The sequence below is a fragment of the Endothiovibrio diazotrophicus genome (assembly GCF_054657215.1).
The window spans coordinates 1-848 of record NZ_BAAHXB010000281.1; the positions used below are offsets into that span (position 1 = coordinate 1).

Consider the following 848-nt stretch of genomic DNA (forward strand, 5'->3'; position numbering starts at 1 on the left):
AAAGAAGAGTTGCGTGAAGGTCGGTGCCTCCGGTCTTACCGGGTATGGCTCGGAGAGGTAGCGCCCGGTCACGGCTTTGGCAAGGGTGAAATGAACGGCGCTATCGCGCCGCCCTTGCCAAAGCCGTGCCCGGACGCTGCGCGGTCGCCATGCCCGGCAAGCCCTCATTGGGCTTGTGCCAAGCCAACGATCACCATACCGAGGAGGTGCCGGCATGAAACGCCTCACCCTGGAACTACCCGACGAATTCGTTTCCCTGTGCAAGGAAGACCACACCGACCCCGAGACCGTGCTGCGGGGATTCATCGCCGACCTGTGCGGCCTGATGGATTGGGTCAATGATCCCCGCGCCGATGGCTACTCCAGCAACGGCAGCGATGAGCGCCGCATGGCCTACGACTACTACGCCCGGGTTGGCTATCCGTATTGGCGGCTATACGAAGCTGACGAGGAGTAGGCCGGAACCGGAACCGGGAACGGGTAGCGGGGCTGGGGCAGCCCCGCTACCCAACCGACGAAGCCCCCGGAAACGCTGTCCGAGCGGGAGATGAAGCCCCGCCCCGAACGGCCTACAATGCGCCGATGGCCTGCAAGGAATCCCTCTCCCGATGGGTGTAGCACTCGCCCATCTCCCCCTCTCTCCGGCGCCCACCGCCCGCAGGCGCCGCCGCGTGCGCGCACTGGCGCAGCCGATTCCATCCCTGCCGAACCCCCTCTCCGTAAGCCGAAAACCGCCTCTAGGCGAAAATTGGACCCGGCCGGGCCTCGTCTGGGAAAATTCGCCGCTAAGCGCTGGAAGGTACTGGGAAAATTCGAAAGCGAGGCGTGGGCTCGCGTCGGGGCAAACT

Annotated in this window: 1 protein-coding gene; it reads left to right on the top strand. The window is 64.9% G+C overall.

All coding sequences use genetic code 11. From position 1 onward, the window contains the following. The first annotated feature begins 214 nt into the window (after positions 1-214). Entirely contained in the window at positions 215-457 is a 243-nt protein-coding gene (locus ACYQ2W_RS26430; RefSeq protein WP_459874083.1) for a hypothetical protein, read from the top strand. Positions 458-848: the final 391 nt, after the last annotated feature.

Coding starts and splice junctions, on each gene's coding strand:
- ACYQ2W_RS26430 (WP_459874083.1), top strand. CDS start 215: ATGAAACGCCTCACCCTGGAACTACCCGACGAATTCGTTTCCCTGTGC.